Origin of the sequence: Candidatus Magnetaquiglobus chichijimensis, from assembly GCF_045865675.1 — a bacterium.
GTDB classification, from domain to species: domain Bacteria; phylum Pseudomonadota; class Magnetococcia; order Magnetococcales; family Magnetaquicoccaceae; genus Magnetaquiglobus; species Magnetaquiglobus chichijimensis.
The window spans coordinates 1,601,161-1,616,554 of the sequence record NZ_BAAFGK010000004.1; the positions used below are offsets into that span (position 1 = coordinate 1,601,161).

Consider the following 15,394-nt stretch of genomic DNA (forward strand, 5'->3'; position numbering starts at 1 on the left):
TCCTGGTTGAAAATTATATCCGTGACATGGCTCTTTCTGGAACAGAATGGCATCGTTCTCTGTGCGAAGCAGTCGTAATCATGTCATCAATACTATCCACGATCTCCGTTTCCGGATTGATGAACTCGACACCCACTCCAGAATCATTGAACCACGCCAATCGACAAGGCATTTCCAACACATAGGGGGTTATGTTGAACAGGAATTGAGGTTGAACGAACAGTTTCAGCACACCATCCTTGCAACTCAAGAACTGATCTGAAATAGGAATATCCATCCGGATCCCACCGGAACTGATATCGACCACAGGGACATTGTACAGAAACCCTGTGCGGCAATGAAAAGCAGCCTTGATTGAGAAAGCAACCCGAATATGCGTTCGTCGTTCCCTGCTCATAACTGTTCCCGACATTTGATCTTGGAGAGAAAAGACTATTTTTTCGCGACTGTTCAGGATCCCCGTGATTGCAGGGGACCGGGGACTGCAAGGTTCCCGACGGAGGTTCGGAAGCGGCGCCTCCGAGGGTTCGACTTTAGCTTTTGGCGCGCTCTAACTTGCATGATGGGGGGATCCCCCTCACCCCCCGTACCGTGCCCTCCCCTGACGGGAGTTCCACGATAAAGGAGGTTCTTTCGCGCTTGGCAACCATTCATGCCTCCTACATTTGGCGGAGTTCTGAATGGTTACCACTTTTTTATTATCACGCCGAGCGATCCATCAATGCAATAGAAATCCCAGGGTGAATCCAGAACAATCGTTACGGCACGGACATTCCACCGCTCTTTCATGGCAACGGTACCTTGTGGCTCCGACTGTACGGAAGAGTTGCAAAACGCCCTTCTTGGTGCTTGTCATTTGTTTGTGACCGTCGTTCTGCTCAGGCGAAAAAGCGCAGCAAGCGCCGTCCATTGAAGATCACCAGCAGACTGGTGCCCATGTCGGCCAGTACCGCCATCCACAAAGTGGCCACGCCCAATCCGGCCAGAATCAGAAAAAAACTCTTGATGCCCAAAGCCAGGGCGATGTTCTCCCACAGAATCCGCCGGGTGGCTCGACCCAGGCGCACAAACTCGGCCACTTTGCCCAAATCGTCGTTCATGATCGCCACGTCGGCGGTTTCCAAAGCGGTATCCGTGCCCGTGGCGCCCATGGCGATACCGATGGATGCCCGTGCCAGGGCCGGGGCGTCGTTGATGCCATCGCCCACCATGGCGACCACCCCGAATCGACCCATCAACCCTTCGATGGCGCGCAGTTTCTCCTCAGGAAGCCGTTCGGCGCGCACGTCGTCGATACCGGCATGACGGGCGATTGCTGTGGCGGTGGCCGTGTTGTCGCCGGTCAGCATGGTCACGGTGATGCCCAACTTTCGCAGCCGCTCCACGGCCTGAGGTGCGCCTGCCCGCATCCGGTCAGCCACGGCGATGATCGCCAACGGTTCACAAAAAGATGAGAGCACCACCACCGTCTTTTCATCCTGTTCCAGAGGCAGAAGGATCTTCTCCACCTCCGGGCGGCACAGTCCCAACTCCTCCAACAGGCGATGATTGCCCAAATGATGAACCTCTCCGGCGATCGTTCCCCGCACGCCCCGCCCGGCCAGGGCTTCGAAATGACGCACCTGGAGCAATGGTCGTTCTTTTCCCCAGGATGCCAGGATCGCGGCGGATACCGGATGCTCGGAGTGGGATGCCAGACTCGCGGCCAGCCGCAGCACCTTCTCTTTGTCATGATCATTCAGGACCACGCAATCCGTCATCTCCAACTGACCGTGGGTGAGGGTGCCGGTCTTGTCCAGGGCCACGGCACGCAGGGCATGGGCCTGCTCCAGATACAACCCACCCTTGATCAGGATGCCCCGCCGCGCCCCGGCGGCCAGGCCACTGACCACCGTCACCGGGGTGGAGATCACCAACGCGCACGGGCAGGCCACCACCAGCATCACCAGGGCGTTGTAGACCCATACCGAAAAGGGGGCGCCGAACAGCAACGGCGGCAGGAGAGCGATGCCCATCGCGATGCCCACCACCGCCGGGGTGTAGTAACGGGCGAACCGGTCCACGAAACGCTGCATGGGCGCCCGTTTGGCCTGAGCCTCCTGCACGGTGTCGATGATCCTGGCCAGGGTGGAGTGGCGAAAATCGGCGGTAACGCGAAACTCCAGCACACCGGAACCGTTGATCGATCCGGCAAAAAGGGGCTGACCGGTCTCCTTCATGACAGGCACGCTCTCCCCGGTGATCGGGGCCTGGTTGACATCGGAACGCCCATCCGTCACCACACCGTCCAGAGCGATGCGCTCCCCCGGTTTGACCCGGAGAACGCTGCCGACGCTCACCGAAGATGCGGCCACACTCTCCCATTCCCCGGTGGCGTTGCGGAGGGTGGCCGTTTCCGGCGCCAGGGCCATCAGCCCCCGGATGGCATGGCGCGCCCGGTCCATGGAGAGCGCCTCGATGCGCTCGGCCAGACCAAACAGAAAAACCACCATGGCCGCTTCGGGCCACTGGCCCAGAGCCATGGCCCCCAACACCGCCAGACTCATCAAAAAATGGATGTTGAGGGAAACATGACGCATGGCGATCCAGCCGCGCTTCAAAGTGCCCACACCTCCGACTGAAAGCGATGCCAGGGCCAGAGCGACGATCCATGGCGATTGCTCGTCCAGCCCGCCCCAGACCAACCCTTCCGCCACCAGGGCGGCCAGGCCGGCAACGGTCGTGATCGTCCACTCCCGACGGGAAACGCCGGTCCGGGGCGGGAGCGAACGGCCCGGAAGCGTATCGGCCACCGTCGGATCCGGGTCCGGTTCCATGTTCACGGTACGCAGGGCAGCGCAAATCATGCTTCGATTGGCTCCGCGATGGATCACCATCAATTCCCGGCGGATGAAATCGAAGTCAAGGTGCAGAATCTCTTTCATGTCCATCAAAGCCTTGCGGATCAGATCGGCCTCCGTGGGACAGCAGAGTCGGGAGACCCGCAACACCATACGGTCGCCATCCAGCACATCCGGAAAAGGCAGCCCGGATGACACGGTGGCACTCTCGGAAGCGCAAGGTCCAGAGCAGCAGGTCGTCGTTGATTGGGAAGGCATGCATTTCTCCTGTGGATCGGTTCGGGAAATCGTGCGATCATTACACACCCTGTAGCAGCTACAGAGTCAAGCCTATTTTTCAGGAGCATGTCATGCGAATCGGCGAACTGGCCCGACGGGCGGGTTGTGATGTGGAAACCGTGCGTTACTACGAGCGCGAGGGGTTGTTGGCAGAGCCAGAGCGGGAGAGTTCCGGCTACCGCCGTTATGATGCGCCCCATCTGGAGACGTTGCAGTTCGTGCGGCACTGCCGTTCGTTGGGCATGAAACTGATCGAAATCCGGCAGTTGTTGAATTTTCGCCACCATCCGGATGGAGACTGCGCAGGCGTGAACGCCCTGCTCGATGTGCAGATCGTGCGGGTGGATGCGCAGATCACCGCCATGGGAATGCTCAAGGAGCAGTTGATGCTTTTGCGCGGAGAGTGCGAGCAACGGCAGACCAACCGTCGCTGCGGCATCCTGCGTTCCCTCAATGACGCCGCCCGAGGCGCTCCCTGTCCCTGCCACGCCAAACCGGTGGGGATGAGTCAATCGTGACGTGCCACCACCCAAAAGGCGGGAGATGGGGATTTTCAGGCACAAAAAAACCGCCAGTTCAGGCGGTGTGGTGCTGCGAAATCGGGGCAAAATCGGGGGACTCTATACATTTTCCCTTGTTCCGAAATTGGGGGACACCATACACATTTCCCTTATGGCTATCAATTTAATCAGTATGGTGTCCCCGGATTTCCGGGATTTCCGGATTTCCGGATTTCCGGGATAGTATGGTGTCCCCGGATTTCCGGGATTTCCGGATTTGTTCGGATTTTGTCAACAGCAGGGTTGTCGAGACAGGGCATCCGGCGACTGAATGGTATGGGATCCCCGAAATTCCCGCACAGGATTTATTTTCCTCTTTCTGAAAGAAAACACTTTATATCATTTGAAATTGAATCAGACAAATCTTTAGCACGCTTCAAATGGCTGCTTGAAAAAATTTCCTTAAGATGATAGTCAGCGTTCACTCGAAGAGCATGTAATTTTTCCAGTCTTGACCCTATTATTGCTAAATCATCTACGTTTTGCAATCCCTTGTAGAACGTTTTATGCATGCCATAATTGCCACTTGCTTTCACATCAGGTAAGCAAGTGCGACACATATGGTACGCAAAATAATAAAACTTGCTAGCCGCTGTTCTAAACCTTGCTTCATTACTAGCACTTTGAAGCAGTTCTTGAGATTCATCGTCTAAATCTTTGAATGAAATACCCATTAACAAGACTCCCTCATTGGCCATGGCTCAAAGAATATTGATTCAATACTTCCAGATCTATTGCCGTGCGTAACAATCCATGAATCTTCAAGTTGATAAACTTGTTCTGGAGTTCCCCTAATCATAAGCGTTTTATGAATCCCGTCGTATTCAGATGGGACCATCACAAAATACCCAGCAATATGAAATCGATTCTTAGCGACAAGATTCATCGCCTCAATGTTAGAACTACGAATAATTTCTTTATTAATGGGATTTCTTTTTAAAACACAATCTACGTCTTTGTAATTTTGCTCTTCACTCTTTTTGTCTGACAAATTTACTCTTCCTAATATCTGAAATAATTCTGGTAAAGAATCATACATGCCAAATACGTAAGAAGCATGAATAACATTTAATATGTCCAACCTATTACACATTGCTTTTTCTATATATTTAATAAAATATTGAATTATATCCTCGTTCACTGCTCCAATTCTTTGTCTACATGCAACATAGTTAGAAAAAAAGGAAGTCTTGTTTGAGATTTTATTGTAAGATTTTTCTAATGACTCCAAATCGTAGTAAAGACAAGCAATTACCATCTCCAAACAATAATAAGAATCGTCCTTTAATGTTTGCCTCGATACTCTATCTTTAAGTCTCCTTAAAGATAATTCATCAATAATTTGCATATTGAATAGTTTTTCAAGTTCATCTAACAGCATTACACTGTTTGGCAACGGATTTGGCATCTTAAGTTACCTATTTTATTCGAACGTTCAATAATTCATAATCTTTGCGATGCGGCATTTGATTCAAAGTTTCTTACCCGAATTCTTACCCTTTAGTTTCATGCGACATCCAAATGCACCATATATTTAAGACTAAAATCGGGGAACACTATACCGATTGAATTTATAGCCATAAGGGAAATGCGTATGGTGTCCCCCGATTTCCCGGATTTCCCGTGTCCCCCGATTTCCCGGATTTCCCGGCCGGAGATACGGCACCAGGATATCCTTCCATGGGGTGTCGAACTCATCTGTGACTCGGTTACCCTCATTCTCCTGCATGGACCCTCTCCATCACCCTTGCTTAGGAGTGTTTCCAAGGCTGCCTCAACCACATCCCAGGAGCATTGTTAAGATCATCATCTGTCAATTCATGCCATTCGGCAAGTCCATTGTGCGAAAGATCTTCATCCAGTCAGACCGGGATCGTTTTCTCTCCTCACCCCCGTTCACGCATCCTGTTCATCAGATCCTCCACCGACCACCGGCAACTCAGATCCCGGAGTCCGGATCAGGTATGGGGAAGACGCCATGCCTGTGGGTCGAGAGAAATTTCAAGAAAACAACCTCCCAAACGACACCACAAGGAATGCCAGACTCCAGGCGATGGAGAGGGAGAAGAGCACCGAAAAACCGGCCCAGCCCCAACTGCCGGCCTCGCGGCGGATGGCGGCGATGGTGGCCAGACAGGGGGAGTAAAGTAGAGTGAACACCATGAAGGCAAAGGCCACCCGCGCCGACATCGCCTTGGTCAGGGTGGGCAATTCATCGGGAAAACTCACTTCGAAATGGTTGGCATATCGCTTGATCTGATATTGCAGCATAGAGACCACATTATGAATCACCGGCACCCATCGTTATCAAGTCACTGACAACGGCCGAAACATCGTTACTGCTCTCATCACCGCCAAGAATTCAAGTACTTAATCTCTAACAAAATTGGCATCTTGAAGAAAAACTTCGCGGGCTACGCAGATTCCTGGGGTCAGTAGTACACAGCCTTGGCCCTGCAACCCTGTGGCAATCACCGGGTTGCCAACGCCTTGTGCCTGGAGGAACGGCTTTTTTGAATTTTTTTCACTGGGCGGTCCATTTTTACTTGCAAAAATTGCAATAATATGTCAACTTTTTCAAAAAAATCTTACTTAGTATTCATTACAAGAATCCACCCCCTGCCTTAAGGAGTTCCTTGTATGACCTCCCATCATCCGCCCCTCTGGATCCTGCGGTTATGGTTGCTGATTGCGTTTTTTTATCTTCCCCTGAACGCTCGGGCGGATCTGCAGGAGATCCAGGCCCGGGGAGAGTTGCGCCACCTGGGCATCCGCTACGCCAATTTTGTCACCGGTTCCGGGGATGGCATGGATGTGGAGATCATCCAGGGTTTCGCCAAGAGTCTGGGGGTGCGTTACACCCTGGTTCTTACCGATTTTGACAACATTCTTAAAGATTTGCTCGGAAAACAGGTGGTACGTAAAGGGGACGATGTGCTGCTGGAAGGGGAGTATCCCGTGCTGGGGGACATGATCTCCACCGGTTACACCGTGCTCCCCTGGAGACAGAAGGTGGTGGATTTTTCCGCGTCCATCTTTCCCACCCAAGTATGGCTCATCGCCCGCGCCGATTCACCCTTGTCTCCCATCCAGGGGAGCCAGGATCTCAACCAGGACATCCAGCAGACCAAGGGAATGATCGGCGGGAAAAGCCTGCTGGTGATGGAAAAAACCTGTCTGGATCCGGGACTGTATGGCCTGAAGGACAAAGGTCTGGACCTGCGGAAATACACCAAGAACACCAACCTCAACGAAATGGTGCCGGCCCTGCTCAACCAGGATGCGGAACTTTCCCTACTGGATGTGGCCGACGCCCTGATCGACCTGCAAAAATGGACCGGCAAGATCAAGGTGATTGGTCCGGTCTCCCAGGTGCAGGAGATGGCGGCGGCCTTTCCCAAGAATGCCCCGCATCTTCGCGCCGCCTTTGACGACTATCTGCGCAAGATTCGTCAGGATGGCCGCTATGATGCCATTGTGAAAAAATATTATCCAGGCATCAAGAACTACTTCCCGGAATTCTTCACAGTCAAGAAATAGGGATCCTGGAGAAACCCGGCATGCAAAAAAACCTGCCATCTTTGCCGGTTTTCCTCTCTCTGGGGTTTTTCATCTACGCTTCGACCCTGCTGTGGCACGGTTACGAGAGCCAGGAACAGTTGCGACAGGCCGCAGATCAGCGTTTTCTCAACGAGGCGATGCGTCAAACTGCGGAGACATCCTCCCGGCTGACCGGTCAACTGGAATACATCATTGAACTGACCAAAGGCCGGGAGATCGATACCTATCTGACCAATCAGGATCTGGGCATGTCCCCTCGATATGGTCTCAATGCCAATCTGGAGACCATTCGGGAACGTTTTCTCAACGCACTGGAAAACCCGAGCCTGGGCGAGGGACTAAATTTTCTGCGTCTGACCATGCTGGATCCCGATGGAAAGATCCTGGCCGATACCCTTGATGGCCCCGAAGCGTGGCAGACCAGCATTCCATCCGGACACTATGCCCCGGCCATCGACATCGATCTGTCGCAGCGTCAACTCGTTGTGAAGGCCCCGATCCTCTTCAAGAACGCCTTGCGGGGCCATTTGCTGGCCCAGGGGGCGTTTGCCGCGCTGCTGCCTCCGGAATCCGAAAACCAGAATGGCTACCATCTGCTGTTGATGCAAGAGCATGGCAATTCGGCCTCCCTCCACGACAGGAGACTCTCCCCGGAGACCCTGCAGGAGATCCAGCACATCAGGATCGGACAACTGATTGGCATCCATTTAACCTCGGATCCCTCCCGGACGCCGATGGAGGCTGTCGCCGTCAAGCTGACGATTCAGGGTACCGGTCTGGCGCAGGTGACCATGGTGGAAGAGGCGCGGATCTATGGTCATCTGACCTCACGGAGTTTTCTGCTGGCCTCCAGCGTGGTACCGCCGATTCTGCTGATCAGCGTGCTGCTGTTCGAGTTCCAGCGACGACGTACCCTCCGTCTGACCCAGCGGTTTGAGGAGACCGACCGGCAACGGGCACAACTGCAGCAGATGAACCATGTCCTGGAAAATGAGATCCGCAAACGCCAGGAGGTGGAAGCCACGCTGCGGGACAAAACCGCAGCCCTGGAAAAACTGACCAAGGAGTTGCGAATCAGCAAAAGACAGGCTGACGACTCCAATCGGGCCAAAAGCGAATTTCTGGCCAACATGAGCCACGAAATCCGAACCCCTATGAATGCCATCATCGGCATGACCCATCTGTGTCTGCGCACGGAGTTGCAGCCCAAGCAGCAGGATTATGTGGAAAAGATCAACGCCGCCGCCCACTCCCTGTTGCGGATTCTCAACGACATTTTGGATTTCTCCAAAATCGAGGCGGGACGGCTGGAAATGGAGCAGGTCTCCTTCCGTCTGGACGACGTGATCGACCATCTGAGTACGTTGATGATCTTCAAGGCCCAGGAAAAGGGGCTGGAATTTCTCCATCGCATCGACCAGCGCATTCCCCTGAACCTCACCGGCGACCCGTTGCGCCTGGAACAGGTGCTGGTGAATCTGGCCGGCAACGCCATCAAGTTCACCGCTTCCGGAGAGGTGATCGTCCGGATCGATCTGGCGGAAGATCTGGACTCGGAGGTGACCTTGCGTTTCACCATCCAGGACTCCGGGATCGGTTTGACCCAGGAGCAGATGGACAAACTCTTCAAGCCGTTTTCCCAGGCAGACACCTCCACCACCCGCCGTTTTGGCGGTACGGGTCTGGGGCTTTCAATCAGCCGTCGGCTGGTGGAGATGATGCGGGGGGAATTCACCGTGACCAGTCGTCCCGGAGAGGGCAGCCGATTTTCCTTCACCGCCCGGTTCCGGATCGGTGATCCACCGGCGGTCAAACCGCTGCTGCTCCCCACGGAGGCTTTGGCCAAGGGACGCCGCGCCCTGGTGGTGGATGACAACCCCATGGCCCGGGAGATTATCGAACAGGCCTTGCGGGATTTCTCCCTGGAGACAACCAGCGTGGCCAACGGCGAACTGGCCTTGTCGCTTCTGGAACACTCCCTGGAAACACATGTCCCCTTCGGACTGGTGATCATGGACTGGAAAATGCCCGGTCTGGACGGGCTTGAATGCACCCGGCGCATACGCATGCTCTCTGAACCGGAGAAGCAGCCCAAGGTGATCCTGCTCACCGCCTACGATCAATCCCAAGTCCGGGATGAGGCCATAGGGTGCCTGCTGGATGGTTATCTCACCAAGCCCTTCAGCCATTCTCAGTTGTTTGACGCCATCATGGTGGCCTTTGGCAACGCGGCCCTGACCACCCGTCACCGGGAGCATCCGGCAGACGGCGGCTTTGACCACCGGATTGCCGCCCTGCGGGGCAACCATCTGCTGCTGGTGGAGGACAACGAGATCAATCAGCAGGTCGCCGAGGAGTTGCTGGTCATGGCCGGTTTCCAGGTGACCATTGTCGGCAATGGCCAGGAGGCCATCGACATCATGACGGGTCAATCCTCCTTCCAGGCCATCCTGATGGACATCCAGATGCCTCTGTTGGATGGCTACGAGGCCACTCGCGTCATCCGCAGCATGGTTGAGGGTCGGCAGATTCCGATCATCGCCATGACCGCCAATGCCATGAGCGGTGAACGGGAGCGCTGCCTGCAACAGGGCATGAACGACTACATTTCCAAGCCCATCGACGTCTCCCAGTTGATGGCCACGTTGGTGCGTCATCTCCATCCCTCCGAAGCGTTGGCCAGTCCGTCTGGCGCGCCCAGTCCGCCGGTCGAGATCCCCTCGACCCATTTGCAGCTGCCCGGTTTCGATCTGACCCGGGCCCTGGCTCGGCTGGGGGGCAATCAGAAACTCTATTTGAATCTGCTGGAGAAATTCCTGCTCAAGGAAAAAGATGCGGCGATCCGGATCGAACAGGCCCTGGTCGAGGGCAAAAACCAGGAGGCGCAGCGAGGCGCCCACACCTTGAAGGGATTGGCGGGCAATCTTGGCTGTAACGCGCTGCAGAAGGCCAGTGCCCAGGTGGAGAGGGCCCTCTCCCGGGGGGAAGATCCTGCCACAGGATTGACAGAAGCTCTGATCGACATGAAAGAGGCTCTGGATCAGGCGGTCAAGACCATCGAAGGGGCCCTGGCCCGCCCCAAGGGAACAGGTCCAACCGTCTCCCTGCAAAAACCACTGCCCCAGGACCATGGCCAGTTGTTGACCAGACTGCGGGAATTGGAACCGTTGATTCTTGAACGCAAACCCCGTCCCTGCATGCCGATTCTGGAGGAGATGCGGCGCGTCCACTGGCCGGAACCGCTTCGGGACTCCCTGGAACAGTTGAGCAATCTCATCCAGAAGTATCGCTTGAAAGAGGCATTGCCTCTGCTGCAGACGATTGCCGGACAACTGGAGGCTTTGAACCGGGATCATAGCTCGGCATAGCCGCAACCAAATGAAAAGACAAGCGTTCCGCCTTCAGATTCGGCATGTTGGAGTTGAGCGACTCAACAACAAATTCAAAGGGGAACGCCATGGGAAACCGTTCAGGTCAGGAACGCGCTTTAAGTGTATTAGGCAAGACTTAATCTGACATTTCTGGTAGGATGGTCTCAAACCAACCAAGGAGGATGTCAGCGATGAATGCCGAAGAGAAGATCATCAAGAACAAGGTGGGATTGTTGAATCTGGCCGAGATGCTGGGGAGTGTGTCGCAGGCGTGCAAGGTGATGGGCTACTCCAGGGATAGCTTTTACCGTTTCAAAGCGCTTTACGACAAGGGCGGCACACGTGCACTCCAGGAAATCAGCCGTAAGAAGCCTATTCTGAAGAACCGTGTTGACCCAGATGTCGAACAAGCGGTGGTACGGATGGCTATCGAATTTCCGGCCTATGGACAGTTCCGCGTATCTAACGAATTGAAGAAGAGAGGAATATTCATCTCTCCTGGCGGGGTTCGGTCGGTCTGGCTGCGGCACGATTTGGAAATTTTCAAGAAGCGTCTCAAGGCTCTGGAGGTCAAGGTAGCCCAAGAGGGCGGCATTCTGACGGAAGATCAACTGAAGGCTCTGGAGAAGGCCAAAGATAGAGAAGGAAGCCCATGGTGAGATCGAGACCGAGCATCCTGGCTATCTTGGTGCCCAGGATACCTATTACGTCGGGACGATCAAGGGCGTGGGACGCATCTACCAACAGACATTTATCGATACTTACGCCAAGGTAGCATTCGCCAAGCTCTATGACCGCAAGAACGCTCTGGTGGCGGCGGACATGCTCAATGATCGCGTGATTCCGTGGTATGAAGAGCAGGACGTGCCTCTATTGCGCATTCTGACAGACCGAGGAACCGAGTACTGTGGTAATAGAGAACACCATGAATTTCAACTCTATTTGGCTGTAGAGGATATAGACCACTCCCGAACCAAAGCACGATCACCGCAGACCAACGGTATCTGCGAGCGATTTCATAAAACGTTACTGGATGAGTTCTACAGCGTCGAGTTTCGTAAGAAACTCTTCACCAGCCTTGATGAGTTGCAAGCGGACCTGGACGCCTGGATCGATCTATACAACAATGAAAGAGTCCACTCTGGTAAGTACTGCTACGGCAAGACCTCGATGCAGACATTTCTGGATAGCAAGAAACTGGCCCAGGAAAAGATCCTGGAACGACTTCACCAGACAGACAAACGAGCTGTCGTATAGGTCGAGTTTGTCAGATCAAGTCTTGACAAGTACAGAGAATTTGGAGGGTATTTCTCCGGTCAATGCCGGTCGATGAATACCTCATCCATCGAGTTGGCGAACAGGACGTTTTCGCTCCACACACCGAGCAGTTCCAAATCCGCCGACCGCACCTTCTCGGTCACCCAATCCGGCGTCGAGCCAAACTTGCGACGCATCTGTTTGAGCAGCATGGAAGAGGCTTCTTCCTGGCGACCTTCCTGGCGGCCTTCCTGGCGGCCTTCTTGGCGGCCAATCTGGATCCCCATCATCCTGCCACGTTCTTCACCAATTCTTTCAACGCTTGAAATATATGGCATTTTCTGGCTCTCCTCGATTTCAATGATCTCCGTCACCAACTGTTCATCCAGCGCCTTCGGTAGATGCAGCACCCAGTCGATGAAGCGGAAAAGATCGATCACCTGTTGGCGATCATAACCGTGTTCATACAATTGGCGAATCAAACGTCTCTTGGCTTGATAGCGTTCCTCGGGTTGGTGGCGGGTCTGTTTGGCCTGAATGTGGGCCAACGTGACCATGGCAAACGGGTTGGTGGAGTGCTCGAGTTCTGCCTCTGGATGATCGATCAGCTTGACTGCCGTGAAGCGGTAACTCTGCTTCGTGCCCCAAAGTTCGTACTGGTATTCCGTTGGCCGCCATCCAGATTCTTCGTCCGCCAGAATGGCCAGACCTACAACCGGAACCTGGTAGAGGTCATAGGCCCTGTACTGGTAGACATACATGCCTTCGGCAAAGTTCGACTTCCGATCTCCCTGGATCTCGATGTGGATGAGCACCCACAGCTCGACACCGTCCCGGCGCCACACCTTGACCAACTTGTCCATGACCCGGTCGCCGATCTGCGCTTCACGGGTGATGCGGGACAACTCCTTGTCGAGAAATTCGAACCCGTGCTCCCAGTCGATCCCATCATGAGCCTCCGGCAGAAAGAAGGCCAGGAACTCCCGGAGATACGGCACCAGGATATCCTTCCATGGGGTGTCGAACTCATCTGTGACTCGGTTACCCTCATTCTCCTGCATGGACCCTCTCCATCACCCCTGCTTAGGAGTGTTTCCAAGGCTGCCTCAACCACATCCCAGGAGCATTATTAAGATCATCATCTGTCAATTCATGCCATTCGGCAAGTCCATTGTGCGAAAGATCTTCATCCGGTCAGACCGGGATCGTTTTCTCTCCTCACCCCCGTTCACGCATCCTGTTCATCAGATCCTCCACCGACCACCGGCAACTCAGATCCCGGAGTCCGGATCAGGTATGGGGAAGACGCCATGCCTGTGGGTCGAGAGAAATTTCAAGAAAACAACCTCCCAAACGACACCACCAGAAAGGCCAGACTCCAGGCGATGGAGAGGGAGAAGAGCACCGAAAAACCGGCCCAGCCCCAACTGCCGGCCTCGCGGCGGATGGCGGCGATGGTGGCCAGACAGGGGGAGTAAAGCAGGGTGAACACCATGAAGGCAAAGGCCACCCGCGCTGACATCGCCTTGGACAACTGTTCGCGCAGCGTGGCGGACTGGGCTGCCTCTTCGCGCTCTTCGGCGTAGAGCACCGCATAACTGGCGACAACCACCTCCTTGGCCATGAAGCCAGTCAGGATGGCCACGGTATCGCGCCAGGTGAACTCCAGCGGGGCGAAGACCGGGCTTACCGCATGGGCGATGCGACCCAGGTAGCTGTTGGACAAAGACTCCTGCGCCTGCTGCCGTGTCAGTTTGGCAATCGCCTCGTCACGTTGCGGGCTTTCCGGTTCGCGTTTCAACTGTTCGATGTGCGTGGCAAAATCCATGCTCCAGTCGATCTCCTTGGGAAACTCCTTCATGAACCAGAGCACCATGGATCCCACCAGAATCACCCCGCCGATCTTGTTAAGAAAATCCAGCGCATTGTCCCACATCTGGCGGCTTAAGGAGCGCCAGGTCGGCAGGCGATAGGGCGGCAACTCCATGATGAAGCTCTCCTTCATGCCCTTGGGCAGCATGCGGTTGAGCAGCACCGATCCGACCATGGCCATGCCGATGCTGATCATGTACATCAAAAACACCATGGTGGCGGCCACCTCACTGAAAAAGGCCCCGGCGAACAGAATGAACACCGGCAGACGCGCCGCGCACAGCACGAAAGGGTTGACCAGAATGGTGATCAACCGGGCGCGGGGACTTTCGATAGTACGGGCGGCCAGCACCCCCGGAACGTTGCAGCCAAAGCCCACCACCAGCGGAATCAATGCCTTGCCATGCAGGCCGAAGGCATGCATCAGCCGATCCATCAGAAAGGCGGCACGGGTGAGATAGCCGCTCTCGCTGAACATCGCCATGAAAAAAAACAGGATCACCACATTGGGCAGAAAGATGATCGTGCCGCCCACGCCGGCGATCACCCCGTTGATCAGCAGATCGTGCAGCATGCCTTCCGGAATCAGCCCATCGGCGATCCCCTTGACCCAGGCGACCACCGACTCAATGAGGCTGGTGGGATATTTCCCCAACGTGAAGGTGGTCTGAAACATCACCCACAAAAAGCCGACGAACAGCGGCAGACCCCACACCCGATGCAGCAGCCAACGATCGAGACGACCGGTCCAGTCCGGGGTGTCCAACGGTTCCGCGCGACGGGCACACGCGGCGATCAACCCCTGCACATGGGCGAAACGGGCATCGGCAAAAAGCATTTCGCACTCGCCTCCGTGTTCCCGTGCCAACTCCAGTCGCTCGCGATTCACCAGCGTCAACAGATGGGCATGATCCCCTTCGCGTCGCAACAGCGCGTCATCCCCTTCCAGCAGTTTGATCGCCAGCCAACGGCTCTGATGCGGCTCCATGGAGTCGGGATGCAATTGGTGAATCAAACCTTGCACCCGTTCAATGGCCGCCGCCAGATGATCATCGTAGTCGATCACCAGGGGGGCCGGATGGTGGGGCATGGCACGGGCGATCTTCACCAGGGCGGCGCGCAGATGGTCGAGTCCCGCGCCGCTCACCCCATTCACCTTGACCACCGGTCCACCCAGCCGTTTGGACAAACCCTCGGCATCGATGGTCAGCCAGCGCCGCTCCGCCTCGTCGATCATGTTGAGCACAAAGAGGATCGGTCTGCCCATTTCCACCAGTTGCGTGGTGAGAAACAGCGAACGTTCCAGATTGCCCGCATCCAACACATTCACCAGAATCGACGAACGCTCGGCATGCAGGTGATCGCGCGCGCCACTCTCTTCCGGCGTTTGCGTGGTGAGGGCATAGAGTCCCGGAAGATCGGCCAGCAAAAAGCGCATGCCATCGTGCTCGAACACCTGCTCGTGCACCATGACCGTCACGCGCGGATAGTTGGCCACCGGCGCATGGGCACCACACAGACGATTGAACAAGGTGGTTTTGCCGCTGTTTGGGTTGCCGATCAGGCCAACCGTGACCGTGGGAGAGACATCTGACATACCTGCAACTCCTGCAAAAAAAAACGAATGGCCCGGCAATCACCACGATCCTGTCCG

The 15,394-nt window shown here is 55.1% G+C and carries 10 protein-coding genes and 1 pseudogene; 4 read left to right on the forward strand and 7 right to left on the reverse strand.

The features are described from left to right. Positions 1 to 13: 13 nt before the first annotated feature. Together ACOY6C_RS11045 and ACOY6C_RS11050 are read right to left on the reverse strand one after the other, a co-directional pair. Complete coding sequence (locus tag ACOY6C_RS11045; RefSeq protein WP_420905533.1) at positions 14 to 397, reverse strand: PilZ domain-containing protein; 384 nt, start codon at positions 395 to 397, stop codon at positions 14 to 16. Positions 398 to 878: 481 nt separating this feature from the next. Beyond that, positions 879 to 3,038 carry a heavy metal translocating P-type ATPase gene (locus ACOY6C_RS11050; RefSeq protein WP_420905534.1) on the reverse strand — a complete coding sequence of 720 codons (2,160 nt, stop codon included), beginning with the start codon at positions 3,036 to 3,038 and terminating at the stop codon, positions 879 to 881. Positions 3,039 to 3,190: 152 nt separating this feature from the next. On the opposite strand from ACOY6C_RS11050, the gene ACOY6C_RS11055 reads away from it, so the two are divergent. Continuing rightward, positions 3,191 to 3,637, forward strand: a complete 447-nt coding sequence (locus tag ACOY6C_RS11055; RefSeq protein ID WP_420905535.1) for a Cd(II)/Pb(II)-responsive transcriptional regulator — start codon at positions 3,191 to 3,193, stop codon at positions 3,635 to 3,637. A 347-nt stretch (positions 3,638 to 3,984) separates the two neighbouring features. Here the strand turns inward: ACOY6C_RS11055 and ACOY6C_RS11060 are convergent, their stop codons facing one another. The 3 genes from ACOY6C_RS11060 to ACOY6C_RS11070 all read right to left on the reverse strand — a co-directional run bounded on the left by ACOY6C_RS11060 (position 3,985) and on the right by ACOY6C_RS11070 (position 5,950). Then, on the reverse strand, positions 3,985 to 4,353 hold the full coding sequence (locus ACOY6C_RS11060) for a hypothetical protein (protein ID WP_420905536.1): 369 nt from the start codon (positions 4,351 to 4,353) through the stop codon (positions 3,985 to 3,987). Further along, positions 4,353 to 5,087: a hypothetical protein gene (locus ACOY6C_RS11065; RefSeq protein ID WP_420905537.1), complete on the reverse strand. Its 735-nt coding sequence runs from the start codon at positions 5,085 to 5,087 to the stop codon at positions 4,353 to 4,355. Before ACOY6C_RS11065 ends, ACOY6C_RS11060 begins: the two co-directional genes overlap by 1 nt. A gap of 593 nt (positions 5,088 to 5,680) precedes the next feature. Next, a complete protein-coding gene (locus ACOY6C_RS11070) occupies positions 5,681 to 5,950 on the reverse strand; it encodes a hypothetical protein (protein ID WP_420905538.1) in 270 nt (89 codons plus the stop codon). A 369-nt stretch (positions 5,951 to 6,319) separates the two neighbouring features. Between ACOY6C_RS11070 and ACOY6C_RS11075 the strand changes: the two genes are divergently transcribed. The 3 genes and pseudogenes from ACOY6C_RS11075 (at position 6,320) to ACOY6C_RS11085 (ending at position 11,868) form a co-directional block, all read left to right on the forward strand. Continuing rightward, positions 6,320 to 7,219 carry a transporter substrate-binding domain-containing protein gene (locus ACOY6C_RS11075; protein ID WP_420905539.1) on the forward strand — a complete coding sequence of 300 codons (900 nt, stop codon included), beginning with the start codon at positions 6,320 to 6,322 and terminating at the stop codon, positions 7,217 to 7,219. Positions 7,220 to 7,239: 20 nt separating this feature from the next. After that, positions 7,240 to 10,608, forward strand: a complete 3,369-nt coding sequence (locus ACOY6C_RS11080) for a hybrid sensor histidine kinase/response regulator (protein WP_420905540.1) — start codon at positions 7,240 to 7,242, stop codon at positions 10,606 to 10,608. 194 nt (positions 10,609 to 10,802) lie between these two features. Beyond that, positions 10,803 to 11,868: pseudogene (locus tag ACOY6C_RS11085) on the forward strand (IS481 family transposase). Between the two features lie 59 nt (positions 11,869 to 11,927). Here ACOY6C_RS11085 and ACOY6C_RS11090 read toward each other — a convergent pair. Further along, a complete protein-coding gene (locus ACOY6C_RS11090) occupies positions 11,928 to 12,929 on the reverse strand; it encodes a DUF4351 domain-containing protein (RefSeq protein ID WP_420905541.1) in 1,002 nt (333 codons plus the stop codon). 272 nt (positions 12,930 to 13,201) lie between these two features. Next, positions 13,202 to 15,337, reverse strand: a complete 2,136-nt coding sequence (gene feoB / locus ACOY6C_RS11095) for a ferrous iron transport protein B (RefSeq protein WP_420905542.1) — start codon at positions 15,335 to 15,337, stop codon at positions 13,202 to 13,204. Positions 15,338 to 15,394 lie beyond the last annotated feature (57 nt).